Raw genomic sequence first — 24,179 nt, 5'->3', positions numbered from 1 at the left:
AGGGTTCTTCTTTACGCTGAATGACGTACGTTTATTTATTCAACAACATTTCCACAACCAATTTATCGGTTGGTAAAGTCAAATCTTCGGGCGATAATTCACTCAAATCTTTCCAAATCAGTTCCTGAATATCCTGGTCAATTACAACCAATTTTGACATGTCATTTGCTTTGATTTTATAATAAATCATAATAATTTGTTCAGCGTCATCGAATCGCGAAGCCAAAAAGAAATCTTGTGTGTAAAAATGACTTTCTATCTCCACTTCAAGGTTTAGTTCTTCCATGAATTCACGCTTCAGACAATCAATCAAACCTTCTCCGTACTCGAGTCCGCCACCGGGAAATTTATCTATGATTGTTCCCGCAAAAGGTTCGCGGATGATGAGGATTTTATTTTCGTGGATGAGCAATCCATAAACTCTGACATTGAATGGTTTCATATTTTTCGAGGTTCGAGGTTCGTAATTCGCTTTTATTTTCTTGCAACTAACATTTCGCGTTTTCCTGGAGGGCCGGGCGTTTTTTCGACTTGGAATCCCACTGCAATCAAAGCTCTTCTCACGCTTCCTTTAGCTGAATACGTGGTTAGAACTCCGCCTGATTTTAATGATTTGAATAATTTTTCAAATAAAATTTCAGTCCACAATTCAGGTTGAACTCTTGCTCCGAATGCATCAAAATAAATCAAATCAAACTGGTTTTCCGTAAATTCATAATCCAAAAAATCTGCCTGAATTTTGGTTAAATTAAATTCTGGTGAAATTGAAATTTCCTTTTCCCAATCAGCTTTCATCAATTCATTGTAAAACTGAATTAATTCATTTTCAGAAAAATTCAATTCAGCATTAAATTCTTTCAAAGATTTCGGATAATTCAAAATGGAAAATTCATCTTTCAAAACCGGATATTTCTCAATTCCTGAATAATTTATTTTCAAATTTCTACGAATCGATTCGCACAAAGTAATCAAAGAATTGAGTCCGGTTCCAAATCCGATCTCCAAAATGGACACCTCATTTTCATGCTGAATTAAATCCAATCCATTTTTTATAAAAACATGATAAGCCTCTTGAATCGCACCGTGTCGCGAATGATAAGATTCATTCCATTCGGGAATAAAAATCGTGGATGAGCCATCGTCCGTGGGGATAATTTTCCGGTAAAACATGTTCAAAAATACGACAATTTAAAACTCGCTGATTGCCCGACTTGAATTATTATGAGTATCTTTGCCGAACGCAAACACATAAATAAACAAAAGTTATGGTTATTGAAAAAATCAAAGAATCAAGATTTACTCCTGATGTTTTTGACATCACAACATTTGGAACTGCTTTTGCAGACCACATGCTTTTATCGTGGTACAAAGATGGAAAATGGAGCGAACCTATCATAAAACCTTACGGAAAATTAGACTTTACACCTGCTATCTCAGTTGGTCATTACGGACAAGGAATCTTCGAAGGAATGAAAGCTTACAAAGGAGAAACGGGTGACGTTTATCTTTTCAGACCTGATAAAAATTTAGAAAGACTTAATAAATCAGCAGAACGTCTTGATATGCCTCAAATCCCTGAAGAAATTTTCATGGATGGTTTGAAAGCATTGATTGACTTGGACAGACAATGGGTTCCATCTACTTATGGAATGTCTTTGTATTTAAGACCTGTCATGTTCGCTACGGAAGAAGCAATTACAGCACGCTCTTCAAATGAATATTTATTTGCAATCTTGACTGCCGTTGCACCTAATTATTACAACAAACCGCTTTCTGTAAAGGTAGCAGACCGTTACAGCCGTGCAGCAAACGGTGGAGTTGGATTTGCAAAAGCTGCAGGAAACTACGCAGGTTCTTTTTATCCGACACATTTGGCACGTGAAGAAGGATATGACCAGGTAATCTGGACGGACGATGCAACGCATACTTTCATTGAAGAAGCAGGAACGATGAACGTTTTTGTGAGAATCAACGACAAATTAATCACGGCGCCAACTTCTGAAAGAATTTTGGACGGCGTTACAAGAAGAAGCATGATCGAATTGGCAAAAGCTGAAGGAATCGATGTAGAAGTTAGAAAAGTAACTGTTGAAGAAATGCATACGGCTCACAAAAACGGACAATTAAAAGAAGTTTTTGGCGTCGGAACTGCAGTTGTGGTAAACAATTATGTTGCAGTTGGTTATGCCAGCGAGCGTTTGGAATTGGAAGATTTGCCGGAAACTGAAAGCTATGGTAAAATTCTTAAAAAGAAATTGGTTGATTTACAAATGGGTATCAGCGAAGATCCATTCGGCTGGAGATTAAAAGTTGAAGAAAATCTTGTTGAAGCTTAATTTCAGAAAAAATTATACTTAATAGAAAGACCAGAGAAATGCTCCGGTCTTTTTTTTGCATAAAATTGCATTTCAAGAATCAAATTCCGCATTTCATAAAATAGAATAAAATTACTTACCTTACTTGTGTAGTTTTGTATGTAAGTAATTTTAAATGTATTCTCTGCAAAAAGTAATTTATTGTCTGGCATTTTTGATTGTTCTGATTTCGGTTTCTGGGCAGAAAAAATACATGGATTATAATTATTCCATCAAAAATGGATTAAATTCTGACAACATCCTTTCTACAGCAATTTCAAAAAGCGGAGAACTTTATTTATCGACGCAAAGAGGAATTTCTCTTTATGACGGTTATCGATTTCAAAACCACGCGACAGTCCAAACTATCATCGGAAGCTTTATTGAAAATGATAATTTTTTCTTTTATTTCAATACAGACGGTCTTTGTAAAATCCACCAAATAAATGATATACCTGAAATTCTGGTTAAAAATATTTACACCGACAGTAATCCCAACAATGACCAGTTCAATAATCTTTTTATAGATTCCAAAAAAAGGATTTGGGGAACTGATTTTGAAAATGTAAAATACTACGATCCAATAACTAAGAAAGTAATTTCTTTTTCATTAATTCCCGGAAACAAACATTTGGATCCGGAAACAGGAATTATAGAAACGGCAAATGGAGAAATTTGGATTGCCGCAAAAAACGGACTTTGGGTTTGGAAAGAAAATGCAAAAGAACTGAAACCTTATCCGTATTCTAATTTCAAAAATACTTCGTTTCAATCTATCAAAAAATTAAGCAACGGAAAAGTCCTGCTTTCCACTTCTCAAGGTAAAATATTTCAAATCAATCCCATAACGAATGAATTAATTAATTTAAAGTCACTACCTGATAATCAAATGATTACCGGATTTGAAGAAACTTCTGAGGGCTTGGCATTGCATGGAATTCATTCTGTTTATCTTTCTAAAAACAATACTTATCATCTCATTTATTCGTCAATAGATCAAACGATTAACCATCTGACGTATGACCCGAAAACGCATATCATTTGGCTTTCAACTTCCAAAGGATTGATAAAACTTTTGCCTGTAAATCCAGCTATTTCAATTTATACTTTTAATGAAAGAAATGCTCCGGTTGTTTCAATTGCACAAGACAATCAAAATACAATCTGGATGATCGATGCCAAAGGAATGTTGGGAACTTTGAACAAAAACGGATTGCAGCCATTCAATCCTTCAGCAAATTTTGAGTATTCAAGTTTAAATTTTTCAGCAAATCAATTGTTTCTTTCAGGAACAAAAGAAATTAAAATACTGAAAAACAATGTATTTATCAATTTACCTCTGAAAGATCTTTCTATTCAAAGTCAAATTGTAAAAACGATTATTACACCACAAAATGAATTGTGGATTGTTTTTCTTTCCCATGAAATTCAGCGTTACCGTTGGCCAAGTTTAGAAAAAATAGACGAGCCCATCAACAACAAACCTGAATTTTGGGCTGACAATCAATGGCAGGACGTTGTGATTGATAAATCCAACAGAATCTGGCTTGCCGGCTGGATGCCAAAAAGTTATGGTATTTGCTATTACGACCCGGCAAACAATGAATTTATAGATGTTTCTAAAAAAGAAATCAATCCGGACAAAGGAAAATTTGTCGGAGATTACTTTACCAAAACAGGTTTGGGAAATGAAAATTCACTCCTTTTTACAGCTTATGGCGGTTGGAACCGAACCGATGGAAATGGAAAAATCATCCAGAAAGTAGATATCCACAGCTATGAAATTGCTGACACCCACTTGCGCGGAATCGCTGAAGACAGCAAAGGAAATGTGTATTTCGCAACCAGTGAAGGATTGCACATTTACCGAAAAGACATCGACAAAGTGGTCAGAATTACACAAATCGACGGCTTGCCTTCCAATTTTACGCTTCATTCATTTTATGAATTGAATGACGGAAAAATCGCGTTGGGAATTGAAGGCGGAATGGTCATCATCGAGACCGAAAATTTATTAAAAACACAACTTACCCAACGTCTCAAATTAGTACAAATCAAAGTTAATGGCGAATCAAGAAGTATCAATTCACACCACATCGAATTGCAAAAAGATGAAAGAGAATTGATATTGAATTTCAGTGATTTGTCATTTTTAGATTCGGAAAAAGTAAATTTCAGGTATAAATTTTCAGATGAAAAAAACTGGCATGAGCTGGGAAATAATCCTGAACTCTCACTCAACCACATCCAGCCGGGAAGTTATGATATCACGATTGAAGCTTGGGACAACTTAGGCAACATTCAATCTAAAAATTTAAATATTAGCATTTTAGCGCATCCGCCATTTACAAAATCCAATTTGTTTTATGCGCTTTTACTGACGACTTTATTTGCAATTATATTTTTGATCAACAGATATTTATGGAAAAGAAAAGAGAAAGAACAAAAATACCTGAGAAGGATCAAAGAAGCTGAAATGCAGACACTTCGTTCGCAGATGAACCCTCACTTTTTGTTCAATACTTTGAATTCAATAAACAGTTACATCATTCAAAATGAATCTGAAACAGCAAGTGCTTACCTCACCACTTTTTCTAAATTGATGCGCAACATTTTGGACAATTCCAAACATGAAATGATTTCCCTCAAAAAAGAAATGCAGACGCTGAAACTCTATCTGGAACTGGAATCTGCGCGATTGGAACATTCATTTGATTATAAATTCAAAATCGATCCCAACATTGACAGCGAATACCTGCAAATTCCGCCGCTGATCATTCAGCCCTTTACAGAAAATGCGATCTGGCACGGCTTGAGAAATAGAACTGATAAAGGTTTACTGGAAGTTATCGTCAATGAAATCGATGACGAAACTTTGCAAATTATCGTTCAGGACAACGGCATAGGGCGCGAAGCCAGCAGAAAATTAAAAAAGGAACAAACTCAGCACAAATCCTATGGAATTGAAATCACAACTGAACGTTTGAAAACTTTAGATCCAAATAATTCAGTTGAAATCAACGATTTATACGACGCAGACGAAACTTCTGCCGGCACACAAATTATCATAACACTAAAACTCAAAGAAAATGATTAAAGTTATAATAGTCGATGACGAAAAACACGCCATCATCACATTGAAACATTTGCTTCAGAAATTTGAAGATGTAGAAATTCTCGACACGATTCAGGACAGTTCCAAAGCAAAGGCAATCATAGATGAGAAAAAACCGGACCTGCTTTTGCTCGATATCGAAATGCCTATTCTCAATGGATTTGAATTGTTGCAGCAATTTGAAGATTTACACTTCAAAGTTATTTTTACCACCGCTTATGACCAATATGCTATCAAAGCTTTGAAAATAAATGCATTGGATTATCTTTTAAAACCTATTGATTCCGATGAATTGCGCAATGCGCTTGACAAATATTTAACGAATGATATTTTTACTTCGAGCGAACAAATTGCACAATTGAGTCAATTCAACATCAGCCAAATGTCCGAGACACTTGCACTTTCCACGCACAAGGGATTGGTGTTTATAAAAATCAAAGATATCATGTATTTTGAGGCAGATGGTTCTTATACGCACGTATTTATGAATGACGGCTACCAGCATCTTGTCAGTAAATCTCTATCTAATTTCGAGGAAGTTTTACAGGACAATCCATTATTTTTCCGTTCCCACAAATCCAACCTTGTCAATTTAAATTTCATCAAACAATACATCCGTGGAGAAGGCGGAGAACTGATTATGCAAAACGACAAATCAATCGTATTAAGCAGAAACAAAAAACAGGAATTTCTGAATTTATTCAAGAAAATTTAATCTAAATATTAAACTTAAAATTTAAACAAAATGAAAAAATCACTTCTACTTTTTATGCTTCTTCCGCTGCTCAATTTCGCACAAACGATGTATGTGGAAGGAAAAGATCTTTATACTTCCGACGGACAAAAAATTACGCTCAGAGGAATCAATTATCCCATCATAGATGAAGGCTGGGACACATTGGATGACCCTGCAGATTACAAATTTAAAATCGATGAAGCCGCCAAAACTGGTGCAAATGCTATCCGCATTCCTTGGTACACAAATGGTGTGCATTGGATGGATAACATAACGCCGGGCACAGTTGACGGATATGTGAACGACGGTACGCTGAGCGAAATCCTCAGGTATTCTCATGAAAAAGGAATGATTCCCATTTTAGAATTACATGACCCCAATTTGTATGACAACAATGGAAATGTAATCGCATATAGAATTACTTGTTCCAACAATTGGGATTATTTCAATACTGTAGTAAAGAATTGGTGGAAAAGCGAAGCAGTTTTAAATTTAATTGAAGAAAACAAAGAATACCTCATTATCAATCTTGCCAACGAATTCGGATATGCGTATTGGACGAACAATTCTACGCAGGCAATGAACATTTTTGAAACGAATTATTCTACTTTGATTCATGAAATCAGACAATTGGGTGTAGAAGTTCCCATTATGATTGATGCACCTGATTGTGGAATGTCCTCCACTGAACTTTTGAGCATTTCAGAAAGCATCCAAGATACTGACCCCGAACACAATCTTATCTTTTCAGCACATACTTATTGGTACGCTTACGCACCCAACACGGCTGCAATTGAAACCAAACTCGATGAAATCGCCGCTAAAAATGTTCCGTTTTTATTGGGTGAAGTGGCCAGTCGCCAAGACGTGAGCGGTTCTTGTTCGCATGCTTTGGACTATTCAACTATATTGACGAAGTCTTGCGAACGAAACATAGGCTGGTTAGCTTGGGCATATACACAAGATTGCAATGCGCGTGTGATGACTACCAACGGGGTGTTCAATACTTTGACGACTTATGGTGAAGATTTGGTTTACAACACAGTTTATGGTTTGATTTCAGGAGTCGAATGTGCAGCAGCTCCGTTAAGTACGGAAGATGTAATTACAAATGAGAACTCTAAATTTAAAATTTATCCAAATCCTACCCATACAGAAATTTCAATTGAAAATTTTAATGAAATTGAAGAAATAAAAATCTTTGATATAAAAGGGAAATTAGTTCAAACCATCAAAAATGACTTTCAGGAAATGAATATTTCTTTTCTGGCAAATGGTATTTACATGATTCAAGTCAAAGATAAAAAAGGAAATACAAACTCTTCGAAACTGATGAAAAGATAATGCTCGTTTAACTATACCTACCAAAAAAAGCCGGGTAATTGATTTCGCCCGGCTTTTGATTTTGTATTAAAATTTATTTTTCTTCTGTTTCATCCATCGTAGGATTGTGGAGTTTGACAGGTTTTGATGTTTTTTTGAGTTTCATATTGAGAAATTCTACCGTCAATGAAAAGAATATCGCAAAATAAATATAGCCCTTCGGTATTGCTCCTACTTCTGATCCGAACATTTCCAGATTTGACAAATGTGCACCTTCTGCCAATAACATGACCCCAATTAAAATCAAAAACGAAAGTGCCAGCATCTGAATCGTCGGATGCGAATTTACAAATCTGCTCACAGGTCCCGCAAATAAAAGCATCACCAAAACAGCTATCACTACCGCTGTTACCATGATTGCCATTGCCGCTTCATGCGTTCCGAAATCTGTCGGAGTCACCATCCCCACTGCCGTCAAAACACTATCAAGCGAGAATACGATATCGATTAACAATATCTGCACAATCACTGCTGTAAGATTTGCTTTTACGGCTCTTACAGTGGTATTTTGTTCATTGTGGTCGAGTTTATGGTGAATTTCAGTTACGCTTTTGTACAAAAGAAATAATCCTCCTAAAAGTATGATGATGCTTTGTCCCGTCAATGCCCCTTTCAAAAAAGGAAGGTCAAACGTAAGCCAATCTATGGGTTTGGTCAAAGTCATCAGCCAGGTTACCGCAAAAAGCAATCCGATGCGCATAAACATAGCGAGGATCAAACCTACATTCCGTGCTTTGGGTTGGTCTTTTGGAGGAAGCTTTCCCGAAAGAATCGAGATAAAGACAATGTTGTCAATTCCCAATACGATTTCCAAAAAGGTCAGCGTGAGCAATGCCATCCACGCGGCAGGTTCCATAAAAATACTGAAATCCATTTGTTTTAAATTTTGACCGAAATTACAAAAAAAGAATCTTGGTCAAATAAGATTTAATTCAAGAATATCGGAGTAATTTTGAACTTAAATTTTCAGCCTTGATTTTCTCACCGCAAATCCGTCTTCAGTTCATCGTTCTCCTTTGGGGATTCACAGGTGTTTTAGGAAAACTTATTACCATCGATGCGATTCCATTAGTTTGGTTTCGTGTATTGGTGGCATCTATTGTTTTGTTCATCATCCTTAAAATCAGAAAAATAAGTTTAAAAATCAACCTAAATGATTTGCTTATGCTCTTGGGCATCGGAGTCGTCATCGGACTCCATTGGATGGCTTTTTTCGGAGCCATAAAAGTTTCAAATGTGGCGGTGGCATTGAGCACACTTTCTACCGGTGCTTTGTTTTCTGCCTTTCTGGAACCCATCTTTTTCAAACGAAAAATCAACGTATCTGAAATTATTTTAGCCATCGTCGTCTCCTGTTGTATTTTATTGATTTACAATGCAAAACCTGAATACTGGCTTGGAATTGTTTTAGGGATAATTTGTAGTTTCCTGTCAGCACTTTTTTCTGTTTTAAATGGAAAAATCCATACAAAATTCCCATCACAGAAAATTATGTTTTATGAAATGATCGGCGGGCTCATGGTCGTTTGTATGTTTCTCCCATTTGTAGGCGGTATGGAGTCAATTATAAATGTTTCATGGAAAGATTTAGGATTGCTTTTGCTTTTGGGTAGTTTATTTACGGCCTATCCGATGATAGAATCAGTAAGTTTGATGAAATTCATAAGTCCTTTTACTTTACTCTTAAATGTAAACTTGGAACCTGTATATGGAATCATCTTGGCATGGTTGATTTTTGGAGAATCGGAGGAAATGACCCCACTATTCTATGTAGCTACATCCATCATGGTGCTTGCCATTGTTGTAAATATGGTGCTTAAAAAGAAGTCTAAAGCAGCTTAGCGATTACCAATTTTATTTATTACTTAAGGAATTACCAATCAGCATACTTCTAAAAGATTTAGAAAATGCAAAACAAAAACCCTGTATTTCTACCGGGTTTTAATAATTAAATCAAAAAAAATTATTAATTAATCTATTCTTTCATTTTTAATTTCATCTACAATTTCAGGATTTAAAAGTGTAGAAGTATCTCCGAAGTTTGAGAAATCGCCTTCGGCAATTTTCCTCAAAATTCGGCGCATGATTTTTCCTGAACGTGTTTTAGGCAATCCGCTCACGAATTGGATTTTATCAAGCTTTGCAATCGGTCCGATATGGCTTGAAATATGTTCGTTGATTTCCTTTGTAAGATTCGCACGATCACGGTATTCCCCCACTTCTTTCAACGTAATGAAACCATACAAAGCATTTCCTTTGACATCGTGCGGAAAGCCTACAATTGCCGATTCCGCAACCGCTGGGTGTTCGTTAATGGCGTCTTCGATCGGAGCCGTTCCCAGATTGTGCCCAGAAACAATTACCACATCATCTACCCTACCCGTGATTCTGTAATAGCCCACTTCGTCTCGCAAGGCACCGTCTCCAGTGAAATATTTCCCCGGAAAAGCAGAAAAATAAGTATCTATAAACCGCTGATGGTCACCCCAAATGGTTCGCGCAATTCCCGGCCAAGGGTATTTGATACAGAGACTTCCTACGACTTGATTGTCTTCGATTTCATTTCGGCGGTCATCCATCAAAACTGGTTGAATTCCCGGCAAAGGAAGCGTTGCATAAGTCGGTTTTGTCGGGGTAATAAACGGCAGCGGCGCAATCATAATTCCACCCGTTTCGGTCTGCCACCAAGTATCGGTAATCGGCGAAGTTTTCCTGCCAACATGGTTATTGTACCAATGCCAAGCTTCTTCGTTAATAGGTTCACCCACTGAACCCAAAACTTTTATGGAAGACAAATCATGGTTTTCTACATAGCTTAAATTTTCTTTTGCCAATGCGCGGATTGCCGTTGGTGCGGTATAAAACTGATTGATTTTATGTTTATCAATCACATCCCAAAAACGGCTGAAATCCGGATAAGAAGGAACGCCTTCAAAAATTACCGTCGTTGCACCGTTCAACAAAGGCCCGTAAACGATGTAGGAATGTCCTGTAATCCAACCAATATCAGCGGTACACCAATAAATATCGTGCTCTTTGTAATTGAAAATATTTTTAAAAGTAAATGCCGTGTAAACCATATAACCAGCAGTTGTATGTACCATTCCTTTTGGTTTTCCGGTTGATCCTGAAGTATATAAAATGAACAAAGGATCTTCCGCATCCATGATTTCTGCTACGTTATCTTTTGCAGCAGCATCAAGTAAAGGCTGGATCCATTGATCTCTTCCCTCTTTCATTCTAACATCGGTGTTGGTTCTTTTCACTACCAAAACCGATTCTACCGAAGGGCATTTTTCCAAAGCTTCATCCACTATTCCTTTGAGATCGATAGATTTATTTCCTCTGTAAGCGCCATCGGAAGTGATCACCATTTTACATTCAGAATCGGTAATTCGCGAAGCAACTGCTGATGCAGAAAATCCTGCGAACACGACCGAATGAATCGCTCCAATTCGCGCACAAGCCAATAATGAAACCGCCAATTCAGGAATCATCGGTAAATAAATACAAACCCTGTCTCCTTTTTTGATACCTTTATCTTTGAGGACATTTGCCATTCTGCAAACGCGCTCATGCAGTTCCAGATAAGTAATATGCTGAGCCGCTTCGTCAGGGTTATTGGGTTCAAAAATGATAGCTGTTTTATTTCCTCTTTTGTTTAAATGTCTGTCTATGCAGTTTTTGACTATGTTTACTTTTCCATTTACAAACCACTTGATGTCGGCATTGATCATGTCGTAATCCAAAACTTTGTCCCATTTTTGGTACCACGTAAAATTTTCATCTGCAATCTCTCCCCAAAAATTCTCAGGTTCCTTTACCGATTTTTTATATGCTTTGAAATAGGATTCTAAGTTGGATATTTTGTAATAATTCATTGTATTTAATTTTAATTAAAAGTAAAGATTTTCAATCTTTTAAAAAAAGTATATTTGCTAAATTGATATATTTTTCAAGTTTAGTTTTAAATATGTTTGGAATGAATTTGAAATAATATTTTGATTAATTATTTTAAATGTCTGTATTCGGCATGAGCTGATTTAATTTCATCAATAATCAATACATCATCAATGGTAGACGGAATCTGAAATTGTTCTTTGTCAATGATGCTTCTCAATAATTTTCTCAAAATCTTTCCCGAACGGGTTTTAGGCAAACGCTGAACAACCATCACATTTTTAAGCGAAATAACTGCTCCCATTTTTTCACGAACCAATTGAATCACTTCATATTCCAACTGGAAATGTTCCATTTCTTCGCCCGATTTCAAAACCACCATAGCAAATGGAATTTGACCTTTTAATTCATCATTGATTCCCACAATAGTACATTCTGCAACAGATTGATGCGCCGCCACAACCTCTTCCATATCTGCTGTCGAAAGACGATGGCCGGCAACATTGATGACATCATCTACTCTTCCTGTGATAAAAATATAGCCCTCCTCATCCTTATAGCCACCGTCTCCTGAGAAATAACAGCCTGGAAATCTCTCTAAATATCCGGCTTTGAAACGCTCCGGATTATTTAAAACGGTAAGCAAAGCACCAGGCGGCAAAGGCAGTTTAATCGCCACATAACCTTCTTCATTTGGGTTTAATTCTTCACCATTTTCGTCCAAAATTCTAATATCATAACCGGAAACTGCTTTCCCGGACGAACCAGGTTTGTAAGGCAATTTTTCCACGCCAATCATTATTGAAATCATCGGCCAACCCGATTCTGTCTGCCACCAATGGTCAATCACAGGAACATCAATGTGGCTTTTGTACCAATCCAAAGTCGCAATATCACATCGTTCTCCTGCCAAAAATTGCGTTCTCAAACAGCTCAACTCATATTTTTTGATAAATTCTCCATTCGGATCTTCTTTTTTTATCGCGCGAATCGCCGTCGGAGCCGTAAACATTGTCTGCACTTTGTGTTCGGAAATGATTCTCCAGAATGTACTTGCATCAGGAGTTTTAATTGGTTTTCCTTCGAAAATTATGCTTGTATTTCGATTGATCAATGGACCATAAACGCTGTAACTGTGCCCAACCGCCCATCCAATATCTGATGCTGCCCAGTAAACTTCGTCAGGCTTTACATCGTAAACGTATTTCATTGAAAATTTAAGTGCAACCGCATAACCTCCAGTATCGCGAACGATTCCTTTGGGTTTTCCAGTGGTGCCGGAAGTATAAAGCACATATAACGGATGCGTAGATTTTACCGGAACGCAATCAATTTCTTCAGATCCATAAACCAAAGCATCGTAATCAATATCATATTTTTTGAATGGAATTTTCGCACCTAATTTCCGATTGAAAACCACTACATTTTGAGGTTTATGATTTGCCAATTCAATCGCCTCATCGACCAATGGTTTATAGGCAATCAATTTATCCACTTCAATTCCGGAAGAAGCCGTGATAATAACCTTCGGTTTGCAATCGTCCATCCTGATGGCTAATTCATTAGGAGCAAATCCACCATACACAACCGAATGTGTCGCTCCAATCCGTGCGCAAGCAAGCATCGCAAAAAAAGCTTGTGGAATCATCGGCATATAAATAATCACATTGTCGCCCTTTTCAACGCCCAAAGATTGAAGGCCACCCGCAAGTTTTGCTGTTTCGGTTTTGGCTTCATTGAAAGAAATTTTACGGATGGTTTGCGTCACGGGCGAATCATAAATCAATGCGATTTGCTCTCCAAAGCCTTCCTCCACATGTTTGTCTAAAGCTAAATAACAAGCATTTAATTCGCCATCTTTGAACCAAAGCGGATAATCAAATTCATCTTTTGATAAAATAATTTCCGGCTTTTTGTACCAATCAATTTCGTTGGCTTGTTCCGCCCAAAACTGCTCAGGATTTTCAATGCTTTTTTTATAAAATTCTTTGTAATTCATTTTTCAAATACATTTTCAGGAAATTAATTCATTGATTTTTTCAACTATTTTTTTGACTGAAAATGGTTTGGTGATATAAGCATGCGCTCCTTTTTCCAAACCCTTTTCGATATCCGATTCTTTATTTTTGGCAGAAAGAAAAACAACTTTACAATTTTGCAAACGTTCATCTGCTTTGATTTGATCTAAAGTCGCAAAACCATCGACTTCAGGCATCATGATGTCTAAAATAATCGCATCGGGAATTTCCTTTTTCAAAATGTTTAAAGCTTCCTTTCCGTCGCGCGCGATGAAGACTTCAAATTCATTTTTTTTGAACGTATATTCCAGTGCCATTACTATGTTTGGTTCGTCATCGACGATTAAAATCTTCTTCATATCATTCTAAATTTGTCGGTATCGTAAAATAAAAAATCACTCCTTTTTCGGGTGCATTGTCTGCCCAAATTTTTCCTTTATGTGCTTCTATAATCTGTTTGCTGATAGCCAAACCAAGTCCTGTTCCGATTGGTTTTTGGATGGTTTGATTGTAAGATTGAAAAAATTTATCAAAAATCGCATTCAAATCTTCAGGAGAAATATTTTTGCCGTTGTTGTAAACGGAAACCAGAATTTGTTCATCGGTTTGGTTTGTTTCAATTCTGATGATTCCGTTGTTTTCATCTGTAAATTTTATCGAATTGGAAATTAGATTATTAACCACTTGAATAATTCTTTCTTCATCATAATTAATTAAACTTAAATCAGATTTCGGATTGAATTCAACCTGAATATTTTTATTTTTAATCAATTGAAGCAAAGGATTTAAAGCTTTCTGAATCGTTTTGGAAATGTAATTTTGAGACAAATGAATTTTTTGTTTTCCTGTTTCAAATTTCTCTAAATCCAAAATTTTGTCAATCAAGCGGTTCAATCTGTCCGATTCAGAAATGATGTTTTGCAGAAATTGCCTGCGCATTTCATCAGGGATTTCTTCGTCATCAAAAAGAATTTCACTCGCTGCACGAATCGCCGTAATCGGCGTTCTTAATTCATGCGTAACCGTATCTAAAAATTCGTCTTTTTGTTGGTCTTTTTTGAGTAATTCTTCGTTGGCATTTTTTAACTGATCCGAAATTTTGTGTAATTGATTGGAAGTTTCCGTCAGTTTTTTATTGATAATAATGTTTTCTTTCGATTCTTCCAGAATTTCCAAAACTTCAGTCAAAGTAATTTTTTCTTCTTTTACTACACTTGAGATCAGAATCTTAGCAGAAGCCGTTCCTAAATGTCCGGTCAATAAATTTTCAGAAAATTTAATCAATCTTGAATCTGCCAATTCCTGATTTTTGTCCACATTGTATTTCAACTGAAAAATATTCAAAGCGCGATTGGTTCTTTTTTCACCCAGAAAACGTTTCAAAATTTTCTCAATATCACTCGTGTAAGCCGTTCCTTTCCACACGAATGCGTTCTCATGGTTTTTGCTGTATTTTTCGATATCGACGTACATTTCAGCATAATTCCGTTCGCGGTAATTTCCTTTGAAACTAACTGAAACCGCCATGTACGCAAATAAATTTCCAAAAAGACTCCAAAACAAAGCGTGCGGAATCGGTTCTAAATAATCAACCCCCAATAATTGAAAAGGTTTCAACAACTCAATCCCAAATAATCCATTTTCGATGAAATCAATATCTTCGTTGTAGGCACCCATCGCACTCGGAATCAACAATGTATAGCTACAAATGAGAAATCCAACAATGATTCCGGTAATTGCTCCTTTTTTGGAACCTCTTCTCCAAAGCAATGAACCGAAAAATGCAGGTGCAAGCTGCGCGATGATTACAAATGCAATCATTCCGATCGATACTAAATTATATTCCAAAACTAAAAATCTGTAAATCAAGTAAGCAAGAATAATTAAGGAAAAAATTCCAATTCGCCGGATGTTGACAATTCGTTTTTCATTTTCTTTTAATTCTCCTGTCTGAAGTGTATCAATGAATCCATAAGGTATCAAAACATTATTACTTAACATCGTAGAAAGTCCAATACAAGAAACGATAATCATCGAAATCGCTGCAGATAATCCACCCAAAAATACCAAAGTTGTGATGATTTGGTTGTTAAACAATTGTGGAATCAACAAAGCATACATATCGGAATTTACATTTTGTCCTTCAAACAAAATATTTCCACCCCAAGCAATCGGGAAGACAAACACATTGAATATCAATAAATAAAGTGGAAATAACCAAATCGCAGTTTTGACATGGTTTTCACGATTGTTTTCGATAACCGCCATTTGAAATTGGCGCGGTAAAAGAAAAATGGCGAACAAAGATGCGAGACATAGAAAGAACCAATTGATGGCTTCTGGAAGTCCGCCAATGCTGTTTAATTCTTTAAAATTAGAAAACTTCTGCGACTGGTTGTAAATGTCATCAAATCCATCAAATACAAAAAATGTAACATAAATTCCTACCAAAACAAAAAAGAAAAGTTTAAGAATCGACTCCAGCGCAACGGCGGTTACGATTCCTTTTCTTTTCTCGGAAGCATCGACATAACGCGTTCCGTAATAAGACGCAAACAATGCTAAAACGAAGGCTAAATAGGTTGTTGTATCTGTAAAAATGTTGGAAGATGTTGCCGTGTTCGTCACCACATGAAAGGTTTCCGAAATGGCTTTGAGCTGAAGTGCGATGTAGGGTAAAATCCCAAAAATGGTAATTATTGTCACCAAAGCACCTAAAAAACGGCTGTTTCCGTATCGCAAAGAAATAAAATCGGCGATGCTTGAAATTTTATTAATCCGAGAAATCCGAATAATTTTCTTCAGAATTATAATCCAAAAAGGAATGATGATGATAGGTCCTATATAAGTCGTCAAATAACTCAAACCCGAACTAGCCGCCAATCCTGTGCTTCCGTAATAAGTCCAGGCTGAACAATAAACGGCGAGTGAAAGTGTGTAAACGTAAGGATTATTTGACCATTTGCTGTTTTCTCTTTTTTCGCTCCAATGTGCTACCAGAAAGAGAATTCCGAGATAAGCAAATAAAATCAGCAATAAAATGACGATGCTATTCATAATATCTTTTGACAATTAAAAATGAAATGAGAATCGACATCAACCAAATGGAAAAAATGTAAACATAAATCAGCGGAAATCCCAGCACAGAATCGCTGCTATCGAAAATCAACAAAAAAGGAATGTTGAATGCGAGCAGCAATACGAGTGAAAGAATGGCGAGTTTCTGTGCGTGACGTTGTTTCATTTTGGTTTTTAAAATCCAAATTGAAACCTTTCGAAGATAATTAAATGCTGAAAAGTTTCAATTTGGAAGTTACTGATTTCTATGATAAATCAAAATTAATCTTCTTCATTGTATTCTCCCATTAAGGCATAATAACCAAATACGCCCAATCCCAAAACAATCAAAGGAAGCAAAACAAAAAGAATAATTATTCCGAAAACCAAACCATCTTGTGTACCTGAAGTGAATTTTGGACCGCCGAAAGAGATGAGAAAATATCCCATTGCGAGCGCCAATAAAATCCAAGCAAAACCTAATATTTTTTTAACTGCGTTCATATTTTTTATTTTAAATTTTTAATTAATCTGCGTGGCGAGTTGTCATCTTTTTGGTAATGTAAATCATCCCGATCACGAAACATATCGCGCCAATGATAATCGGATACCAAAGACCTTCCAGATAAAAATCTTCTTTTCCTTCACTTTGTGCGTTGGTCACAAAATAGGTTGAAATTGCAGGAAGCAATCCTCCGAAAATTCCATTTCCTACGTGGTACGGCAAAGACATGGACGTATAGCGGATTTTGACCGGAAATAATTCCACCAAGAATGCCGCAATCGGACCGTAAACCATCGTCACAAAGAGCACCTGAATAAATACCAAAAGCGTCAGTGTCCATCTGTCTGAACTATTGATGTCTATGGTTTTGGCAGTGATTTCACTTCTTTTTCCGTCCACCATTTTCGCAGCTCCATTTTCTAAATGTACGGTTTTTACTTCTTTAAAAACAGTTCCGTCTGCATATTCTCTATGCTTTGTGTAAATGGAATCCTGCGTATTATTTTTTCCTTCTTTTAATTCTGCAGAAAAAGTAGTTTTTTCAGTCAATTCAACTTTGTGTACAACATTTGTGGTTTGGTACATCTTTTCATAAATCGGACGATAAGCTAAAATCGCAATCAGCATTCCGGTAAGCATCACTGCTTTTCTTCCGATTTTATCACTTAACCACCCGAATAAAATAAAGAAAGGTGTCCCGAAAAGCAAAGCTGTAACCAAAATGGTAATTACTTGTTCGGGATTGATTGACATTACTCTTTCGAGGTAACTCATCGCGTAAAATTGTCCCGTGTACCAAATCACACCTTGCCCCATCGTTGCTCCAAACAATGCCAAAAGGACAAATTTTAAATTGAATTTGTTTCCGAAACTCTCTTTCAACGGATTTTTTGAAGTTTTCCCTTCCGATTTTGCTTTGGCAAATGCAGGAGATTCGCTCATGTTTTTACGAATCAAATAAGAAACGAACACCATCAAAATCGAAACCCAGAACGGAATTCTCCATCCCCATAAATCAAATTCTTCCGGACTCAACATCGTTCTTGTTAATAAAATCACCAACAGTGAAACGAACAAACCAACGGTTGCCGTGGTCTGAATCCATGACGTCCAGAAACCTCTTTGCCCCGGCGGTGAATGTTCTGCCACGTAAGTTGCCGCTCCTCCATATTCGCCTCCCAAAGCCAACCCTTGAAGTAAACGCATGATTAAAACAATCACCGGTGCTGCGTAGCCAATCGTTTCAAAACTCGGTACACAACCAATCACAAATGTAGCCCCACCCATCAAAAGAAGCGTGACCATGAAGGTATATTTGCGTCCGATGATGTCACCCAAACGCCCAAAAAATAATGCCCCAAAAGGTCGAACTACGAATCCTGCTGCAAAAGTCGCCAATGTGGAAAGGAAGGCTGCTGTGGGATTGTCTGACGGAAAAAATTTGGTTGACAGTACAACTGCCAAACTTCCGAAAATGTAGAAATCGTACCATTCTATCAGCGTTCCCATTGATGAAGCGGTGATGACGCTCCAAATGCTGCTTTGTTTTTTCTTATCGCTCATGTGTTTTTGTGTTTAATTTTTATAAATAAATCATTGCCTGAATGGTCAATTGATCATCTTGTCCTTTTGGTAAATCCAATGCTTTTTGGTATTCTATTGTCAATTTTGCATTTTGTCCATCGATGTACCAGTTTGTCCCCAATCTTAATTCTTTTGCAGGTTCAATTAAACCTTTGAAATCGCGGTGTGAATAAGCCGCATAAGGTTGAAATCTGTTTTTAAATTTATTTTCTTCGCCTCCTTTCGGAACTAAATATCCGGCTTGCGCATAGATTTGCGAACCGTTTCCGTAAATTCTTCCGTTTAAATAATCATCGCCCATTTTAGAATTTTGATACATCGCATAAGCCGTCACAGAACCGCCATTTGCACCAATCGGAGAATCATAAAAAACATCAGCAGAAATATGTGAAACATCTCCAGACTCAAGTATGCCTCCATTCATTTTTGCAATTCCTTCAGGATGGAAGAAAAACCCCGCGCCTACATTGAAAACTTTTTTGGTTCCCATATAAGTCCCTACTTTAAACGGAAGTAAATTGGCTTCGCTGTCCAAAAACTGGTATTCGAAATATCCTGCGTACGCGTATTTTCCTTCATTCAAAAGTGCTTTTCCTAAGTACAATTCCTGACCTTCCTGCAAAACCGTATTGGCATCGCCATCGAGCGAATTTGTCAAAACATCATTGATCGAAGTACGGTATTCAAATTTGCCGATTTTACCTTTTGCATACACGCCAATATGACGCGCAAACTGATCCGTCAATCCAAGCGTGCTCCAAGACGAACGGTTGTTGTCCAAAGTCAAAAAATTCAAAGTACTTGCACTGTTGTAGCGAGAAATTCCGTTCCAATAGTGAAGTCCAGCTCCGATTTGCAATTCAGGAATAACGTTGAATTCTCCCCAGGCATCGTGTAAAAATAACTGTGTGTCACCATTTTTTCCGGTTGGAGAAAGGTTGTTGTCATTGAGTGAATTCAATCCGAAATGCGTGACAATCAAAAATCTTTTGTTGATTTGAGAATACATTAAAATGCGGGCGCGCCTGACCGAAATCCCGTCATTGGGATGATTCCCTTCATTTTCCTGAAACCAAAATTGTCCCCAGGTAATGAAGCGGAGATACTTTGAACCATCATCGTTGAATTTGATGTTCATTCCTCCTTTGTATTCGTCTGCAAATTGTCCGTAAGAGAGTCCGAAAACAAAGAGAAGTCCGTAAAAAAGTTTGTTCCTCATAATGTCAATAATTAGTATTAATTACACTTATGATTCAAAAAAAAGAAACCTTTACACTATTAAACAATTAGTTATAAATAATTTCTTTTTGGTGTTTCATGGACACTAAATTGATTTTTTATGAAGAACAAAAAAACTTTGATATATTTTTTTGTAAATTAACTATACTAATTTTTGAATCTTTCCCATTTAATTAGCATAAACTTATCACCCAATTCGGTGATAACCATTCCTGCACCGGAAAGATTTTCTTTAGATTTCAGGAATTCAATTAACTCTGTATGATTGTAAATCTTATAAGTTGGATGGTAATCGTTGTGTGAAGGCTTTTTCACTCTGAACTCCTTTACCCAATTGCTTATCGATACATGCGAAATTCCTAATATCCGTTCAATTTCCCTATAGCTCAATCCTTCCATGTACAGTTGCAAAGCTTTAATGACATAATAATCATCAATCTTTTTACCAACCTTATTTACAGTAAAATAGTAATTACATTTCTTGCAACGGTAACGCTGTCTTTCATTAACAATTCCGCTTTTAACTATTTGATGATTATTACATCTGGGACAGTTAGAAATTTTCATGTATATCAATTTTGCATAAATATAATAATTTTGCAAATATATTTTTTGGTGAAATTTTAAAATTTGGATTCAAAATTGAATATCAAAATTTAAATTCTGTAAATATGTATTACCGAAAAAAGCAAGGAAAAGGATTTCGTTATCAGTTTGAAGATGGAAAAACCATTACTGATAAAGAATTAAAAGATTATTTCAAATCACTTGTAATCCCTCCCGCATGGACAGAGGTTGAAATTTCTGAAAAGAAAGGCAGCAAGATTCTGGTCATCGGACGCGATGAAAAAGGTCGCAAACAATACATTTACAATCCAAAATTTCGCCAAAAACAAGACCAGAAAAAATTTGACCGCATCATTGAATTTGCGGAACAACTCGAAAGGATGCGCCGCGTTACGGGTCAGCATCTTAGAAAACGTAAACCTACTCGCGAAAAAGTTTTGGCTACTATGGTTCGTTTATTAGAATCAGCTTTTTTTAGACCTGGAAGTGATTTTTATGCAAAACAAAATGCCAGTTACGGACTTACAACCATGCGAAGCAAACATCTTGAAATCAATGGAAATGAATTAATTTTCACTTACAGAGGGAAATCAGGAAAAGATCAGGAAAAACATATTGAAGATGCTAAATTGGCTAAAATTGTAAAAGAAATTGATGATTTGCCCGGTTATGAAATTTTTAAATTTATGGATGAAAATGGTCAGATTCAAGACGTAAAAAGTGAACATTTGAATCAATACATACGTGAAATTATGGGTGATGAATTTTCTGCAAAAGATTTCAGAACCTGGTCAGGAACGATGATTGCTGCGATTGCTTTGGATGAGTTGGATGCGGATGAAGAAAAAGACCAGAAAACGATGGATAAAAACATCCGTACAGCCGTAATCCAGGTTAGCGAAAAATTAGGGAATACGCCAGCTGTGGCGAGAAGCTCCTACATAGACCCGCGCGTCATCGACAAATATCTGGATGGGAAAACCCTGAAATATTTCGGAAAAGAAGTCAATAAACTACTCAAAAAGAATGAGAATCTTTCAGAAAGTGAAATCGGCGTTTTGTGTCTTTTGAAAGAAAGGCTGAAGCCTTAAAGTCAATTTAAAATCATTCCGATTCATTCTTTAGTTCATCAAATTTCGCTGTCATTGTTGGATTTCCTTTCGTTAATTTTTTAATGGTTAAATCTTCTGCTTTATTATTTGCTAAGCGCAGATTGTTTACCGAAGACAAAAGAGCATCTTTTGTTTTTTGAAGATGCGTCATCGTCTTATCAATCTCATCAATCGCCGTTTTAAATTGTCGGCTCGCCAATTCGTAATTTTTGGCAAAACCCATTTTAAAAGCATTTATATTTTCTTCAAAATTGGTGATGTCGATATTTTGATTTTTAACCATTGCGAGTTCGGCTTTTGCCTGCATCGAATTCATGGCTGCATTTCTGAGCAATGTAATGATGGGAATAAAAAACTGAGGACGAACGACATACATTTTCTCAAACTTATGAGAAGCATCGACAATTCCGGCATTGTACAATTCGTTTTCAGCTTCTAAAAGAGTAACAAGCACTGCGTATTCACATTTTTTTTCTGTTCTGTCTTTGTCCAATTCTTTCAAAAAATCATCATTTCTTTTTTTAGCTGCCGTTTCATCTCCTTCATTTTTCATTTCAAACATGATGGAAATGATTTCGTTTCCAAATTCATCCATTTCTCTATAAATGAAATCGCCCTTACTTCCCGACCTTGAATCATTGTCTTTTTCGAAATATGCCTTTGGAAATGCGGTTGCACGAAGCTTATTGAACTCTATTTCACAGTGCTGTTCAAGCGTTTCACCAATCATTTTTGTCGAAAGTTTGAGTTTCATATCCTTACGAAATGCGATTTCCTCATCTTTCATTTTGATAATATCGTCTTTTGTCCTTAGTTCTACAGCATGTTTTTCTGTCAGGGTTTTCTCAAGCAACTGTTTTTCTGTATCCTTAAATTTTATATTATTTGCCAAATCATCCCTCTCTTTTTCTATTTTCTGAACCGCTTCGGTTACGAAAAGTTTCTTTTCAATTTCAGCCTTTTCAAGTTTCGCTTTTAATTCCGATAATTTATTTTCCTTTTCAGCCAATTGTTGAGCCAATCTCTGTTCACTGATTGCTTTTAACTGAATTAATTCTTTGTCTTTATTCGCCAATTCATTTTGCAAGGTATTTTTGATGTTTGCTTCTGCCAATTTAACCGCATTTTCCTTTTCTCTATCTGCAAGGTTAAGGCGGGTTTGTAACTCCTCTTCAAACTTATGATCTCTAACTTGTTTAAGAATATCTGCAAAACCGGCTTCATCAACTTTAAAGGCTTTTTGACAATTAGGACATATAATTTCGTTCATCTCAGTAAATTTATTTCAAGCTATTCTTTTGCTATTTTTAAGGGTTGCAATTAATGACAATTTTTAATTCTTACAAATTTAATGTATAAGTTTATTTTAAGAGTATGAAAAGGAGTAGTGATTGAGATTTCTTTTGAAAAATAAAATTACTGAGGTTGATGATTGATTTCGAGCTAAATAAATCTTTTTCAAAATTTGAATTGGTATTTAACTAATAACATAAAATGCATAAACTCATGAGTCAATTTACAAAAACGTATCAAGAATTGCTTTAGCTCATTTCTTTATTATTTTAAAGTTGAATTCGCTGAATCTTCGATTTCAAAAATTTTTAGATTTACTTAGTTTAATTACAACTAAATTGACCTTTCTCGTTTGCGCCGTATCGTGGTGAAAACATTTAGTGCCTCGGCTATGGTCAGAGCTTTTTTATTTCAACAAATCCAAACTTGTTCAAAAAATTCACATGAAGCATTCTTTCATCCGGCTTTAATATTGTATTTTTACACTCGTTTTTGAGAAAAATTATGGGCAAAATTATTGCGATTGCAAATCAGAAAGGAGGTGTGGGGAAAACCACTACTTCTGTGAACTTAGCTGCGTCTTTGGGTGTGTTGGAAAAGAAAACATTGCTTATCGATGCAGATCCTCAGGCCAATGCAACTTCTGGTTTAGGCTTCAATGTTGACGAAGTTGAAAAAGGAACTTATGAAGTTTTGGAACACGAAGTCACTGCAAGAGAAGCAATTTTAAAAACAGCTTCCCCCAATTTGGACATCATTCCTGCGCATGTAGATTTGGTAGCAGCTGAAATTGAAATCGTTGACCACGAAAATCGTGAATATTTGCTCAAACAAGCTTTAGCCGATATCAAAAATGATTATGATTATATCATTATCGATTGCGCGCCATCTTTGGGTTTAATTACCTTAAATGCCTTGACGGCAGCAGATTCTGTATTGATTCCAATTCAGTGTGAATATTTTGCGCTCGAAGGTTTGGGAAAATTATTGAATACAATTAAAGGAATTCAGCAGCATCATAACAAAGATCTCGATATCGAGGGTTTATTATTGACGATGCATGATTCGCGTTTGCGTTTATCTAACCAAGTAGTCGATGAAGTCAGTAGTCATTTCCCGCAAATGGTTTTCGATACGATTATCCAGCGAAATGTAAGACTTTCTGAAGCACCGAGTTTTGGCGAAGCCATCATTGCTTACGATGCAGACAGCAAGGGTGCGGAAAATTACTTAAATTTGGCGCGTGAATTTTTAGTAAAAAACAACGACTCGGTTTAAGATATTTTAAATTGAAAATTTTCAATTTAAAATAATAA

20 protein-coding genes are annotated in these 24,179 nt (G+C 36.2%); 7 read left to right on the top strand and 13 right to left on the bottom strand.

Annotated elements, in window-relative coordinates; translation table 11 throughout:
• Positions 1-31: 31 nt before the first annotated feature.
• Positions 32-442: an NUDIX domain-containing protein gene (locus tag B8977_RS07890; RefSeq protein WP_084017150.1), complete on the bottom strand. Its 411-nt coding sequence runs from the start codon at positions 440-442 to the stop codon at positions 32-34.
• 32 nt (positions 443-474) lie between these two features.
• A complete protein-coding gene (gene mnmD, locus B8977_RS07885; RefSeq protein ID WP_084017149.1) occupies positions 475-1,170 on the bottom strand; it encodes a tRNA (5-methylaminomethyl-2-thiouridine)(34)-methyltransferase MnmC2 in 696 nt (231 codons plus the stop codon).
• A gap of 95 nt (positions 1,171-1,265) precedes the next feature.
• Here mnmD and B8977_RS07880 point away from each other — a divergent pair, with 95 nt between their 5' ends.
• The 4 genes from B8977_RS07880 (at position 1,266) to B8977_RS07860 (ending at position 7,549) form a co-directional block, all read left to right on the top strand.
• Positions 1,266-2,336, top strand: a complete 1,071-nt coding sequence (locus B8977_RS07880) for a branched-chain amino acid aminotransferase (RefSeq protein ID WP_084017148.1) — start codon at positions 1,266-1,268, stop codon at positions 2,334-2,336.
• A 154-nt stretch (positions 2,337-2,490) separates the two neighbouring features.
• Positions 2,491-5,451 carry a sensor histidine kinase gene (locus B8977_RS07870; protein WP_084017146.1) on the top strand — a complete coding sequence of 987 codons (2,961 nt, stop codon included), beginning with the start codon at positions 2,491-2,493 and terminating at the stop codon, positions 5,449-5,451.
• On the top strand, positions 5,444-6,184 hold the full coding sequence (locus tag B8977_RS07865; RefSeq protein ID WP_084017145.1) for a LytR/AlgR family response regulator transcription factor: 741 nt from the start codon (positions 5,444-5,446) through the stop codon (positions 6,182-6,184). Before B8977_RS07870 ends, B8977_RS07865 begins: the two co-directional genes overlap by 8 nt.
• A 30-nt stretch (positions 6,185-6,214) precedes the next feature.
• Positions 6,215-7,549 (top strand): cellulase family glycosylhydrolase, encoded by a 1,335-nt coding sequence (locus B8977_RS07860; RefSeq protein WP_084017144.1) that lies wholly within the window; start codon positions 6,215-6,217, stop codon positions 7,547-7,549.
• Between the two features lie 73 nt (positions 7,550-7,622).
• Here the strand turns inward: B8977_RS07860 and B8977_RS07855 are convergent, their stop codons facing one another.
• A complete protein-coding gene (locus B8977_RS07855) occupies positions 7,623-8,462 on the bottom strand; it encodes a TerC family protein (RefSeq protein WP_084017143.1) in 840 nt (279 codons plus the stop codon).
• A 98-nt stretch (positions 8,463-8,560) separates the two neighbouring features.
• Here B8977_RS07855 and B8977_RS07850 point away from each other — a divergent pair, with 98 nt between their 5' ends.
• The gene (locus B8977_RS07850; protein ID WP_084017142.1) at positions 8,561-9,430 is read left to right on the top strand and encodes a DMT family transporter; all 870 of its coding nucleotides are present in this window, start codon (positions 8,561-8,563) and stop codon (positions 9,428-9,430) included.
• A gap of 128 nt (positions 9,431-9,558) precedes the next feature.
• On the opposite strand, the gene acs is transcribed toward B8977_RS07850, so the two are convergent.
• The 9 genes from acs to B8977_RS07805 all read right to left on the bottom strand — a co-directional run bounded on the left by acs (position 9,559) and on the right by B8977_RS07805 (position 20,458).
• Positions 9,559-11,469, bottom strand: a complete 1,911-nt coding sequence (acs, locus tag B8977_RS07845) for an acetate--CoA ligase (protein WP_084017141.1) — start codon at positions 11,467-11,469, stop codon at positions 9,559-9,561.
• A 128-nt stretch (positions 11,470-11,597) separates the two neighbouring features.
• The gene (locus tag B8977_RS07840) at positions 11,598-13,487 is read right to left on the bottom strand and encodes an acetate--CoA ligase (RefSeq protein WP_084017140.1); all 1,890 of its coding nucleotides are present in this window, start codon (positions 13,485-13,487) and stop codon (positions 11,598-11,600) included.
• A 15-nt stretch (positions 13,488-13,502) separates the two neighbouring features.
• Positions 13,503-13,865: a response regulator transcription factor gene (locus tag B8977_RS07835; RefSeq protein ID WP_084017139.1), complete on the bottom strand. Its 363-nt coding sequence runs from the start codon at positions 13,863-13,865 to the stop codon at positions 13,503-13,505.
• 1 nt (position 13,866) lies between these two features.
• On the bottom strand, positions 13,867-16,563 hold the full coding sequence (locus B8977_RS07830; RefSeq protein WP_084017138.1) for an ATP-binding protein: 2,697 nt from the start codon (positions 16,561-16,563) through the stop codon (positions 13,867-13,869).
• Complete coding sequence (locus B8977_RS07825) at positions 16,556-16,750, bottom strand: hypothetical protein (protein ID WP_084017137.1); 195 nt, start codon at positions 16,748-16,750, stop codon at positions 16,556-16,558. The genes B8977_RS07830 and B8977_RS07825 overlap by 8 nt, the downstream gene beginning before the upstream one ends.
• Before the next feature lie 95 nt (positions 16,751-16,845).
• On the bottom strand, positions 16,846-17,067 hold the full coding sequence (locus B8977_RS07820; protein ID WP_084017136.1) for a DUF6814 family protein: 222 nt from the start codon (positions 17,065-17,067) through the stop codon (positions 16,846-16,848).
• Positions 17,068-17,089: 22 nt separating this feature from the next.
• Entirely contained in the window at positions 17,090-18,631 is a 1,542-nt protein-coding gene (locus B8977_RS07815; RefSeq protein ID WP_084017135.1) for an MFS transporter, read from the bottom strand.
• Positions 18,632-18,650: 19 nt separating this feature from the next.
• Positions 18,651-19,871 (bottom strand): hypothetical protein, encoded by a 1,221-nt coding sequence (locus B8977_RS07810; RefSeq protein ID WP_084017134.1) that lies wholly within the window; start codon positions 19,869-19,871, stop codon positions 18,651-18,653.
• 167 nt (positions 19,872-20,038) lie between these two features.
• Positions 20,039-20,458, bottom strand: coding sequence for an IS1/IS1595 family N-terminal zinc-binding domain-containing protein (locus B8977_RS07805; RefSeq protein ID WP_084017133.1), 420 nt, complete (start codon positions 20,456-20,458; stop codon positions 20,039-20,041).
• 104 nt (positions 20,459-20,562) lie between these two features.
• On the opposite strand from B8977_RS07805, the gene B8977_RS07800 reads away from it, so the two are divergent.
• Positions 20,563-21,549 (top strand): DNA topoisomerase IB, encoded by a 987-nt coding sequence (locus B8977_RS07800; protein WP_084017208.1) that lies wholly within the window; start codon positions 20,563-20,565, stop codon positions 21,547-21,549.
• 13 nt (positions 21,550-21,562) lie between these two features.
• Here B8977_RS07800 and B8977_RS07795 read toward each other — a convergent pair whose 3' ends face one another.
• Positions 21,563-22,840, bottom strand: a complete 1,278-nt coding sequence (locus B8977_RS07795) for a DUF2130 domain-containing protein (RefSeq protein ID WP_084017132.1) — start codon at positions 22,838-22,840, stop codon at positions 21,563-21,565.
• Positions 22,841-23,367: 527 nt separating this feature from the next.
• Between B8977_RS07795 and B8977_RS07790 the strand changes: the two genes are divergently transcribed.
• On the top strand, positions 23,368-24,141 hold the full coding sequence (locus tag B8977_RS07790) for a ParA family protein (protein ID WP_084017131.1): 774 nt from the start codon (positions 23,368-23,370) through the stop codon (positions 24,139-24,141).
• Positions 24,142-24,179: the final 38 nt, after the last annotated feature.

The organism is Moheibacter sediminis (genome assembly GCF_900176425.1).
Classification (GTDB): Bacteria; Bacteroidota; Bacteroidia; order Flavobacteriales; family Weeksellaceae; genus Moheibacter; species Moheibacter sediminis.
Note: the sequence above shows the minus strand (reverse complement) of the source record. Positions and strands in the feature narration are given on the sequence as shown.